The sequence below is a fragment of the Psychrobacter sp. TB20-MNA-CIBAN-0197 genome, from assembly GCF_040309765.1.
In the GTDB taxonomy this organism is placed as follows: Bacteria; Pseudomonadota; Gammaproteobacteria; order Pseudomonadales; family Moraxellaceae; genus Psychrobacter; species Psychrobacter submarinus.
On record NZ_JBEOPC010001254.1, the window covers coordinates 1 to 242 of the forward strand.

1 protein-coding gene is annotated in these 242 nt (G+C 63.6%); it reads right to left on the minus strand.

The genetic code is table 11. From position 1 onward, the window contains the following. On the minus strand, window positions 1–240 hold a 240-nt coding region (locus tag AAEY83_RS17985), incomplete at its 3' end, for a glycosyltransferase (protein WP_351061410.1). Window positions 241–242: the final 2 nt, after the last annotated feature.

The following is a 242-nucleotide window of genomic DNA, read 5'->3' on the forward strand; positions in this document are numbered from 1 at the left end:
GTCGTAGGTCTGGCGGATCATCAACGCGGCGCTGAAGCGTTCGCGGACAATGCTCCGGCCTTCATTGCCAAGGTCGAGCAGGCGCGGCTTCTGGATGATCGTCAACACGTCGGCCAGCGCCTGGTGATCGCCGGACGGAAAGACGTAGCCGGACACTTCGTTGGTGACCAGTTCCGGCAGCGAGGTGCAGTTGCTGGCGATCACCGGCAGTCCCATGGCCATGCCTTCCAGCGGCACCATGG